Genomic DNA, 365 nt, shown 5'->3' with positions numbered 1-365 from the left:
CCGGCAGAATGTTGATGAGCACGTACATGAGAGCCATCAATAAAAATCCACTCCATATCGGGGCATGAGGCTAGTAATTTGAATAATCTAAGTAACTTACCGCTGCTTGACCAACGATTAAAACGTTTGAAAATAGAGTTTGAATGACCAAAACAACAAGGAATATCTCGCCACGGACAGCCTGTTCTAATTCTATAGAGAATAGCTTCAATAAAATTGCGTAAATTTGAGTTGTGGTGAATGGATAAATTACGCAGAATAACTTTCAACTTTTGCCAGTGTTGATCTGTCAGCATGGTACGAGGCATAGCGAATAGTAAAATTGGGTTTGGCGATTTGATTTTACTACTTCGCTATTTTTTTAA

At 37.5% G+C, this 365-nt stretch carries 1 pseudogene; it reads right to left on the bottom strand.

Annotated features, from left to right (window positions below):
- A pseudogene (locus WFH18_RS17900) lies at positions 1–308 on the bottom strand (IS5-like element ISAba31 family transposase); the annotation flags it as partial.
- Positions 309–365: the final 57 nt, after the last annotated feature.

It is taken from the genome of Acinetobacter sp. USHLN143, from assembly GCF_037145695.1.
Lineage (GTDB): Bacteria > Pseudomonadota > Gammaproteobacteria > Pseudomonadales > Moraxellaceae > Acinetobacter > Acinetobacter fasciculus.
Note: the sequence above shows the minus strand (reverse complement) of the source record. Positions and strands in the feature narration are given on the sequence as shown.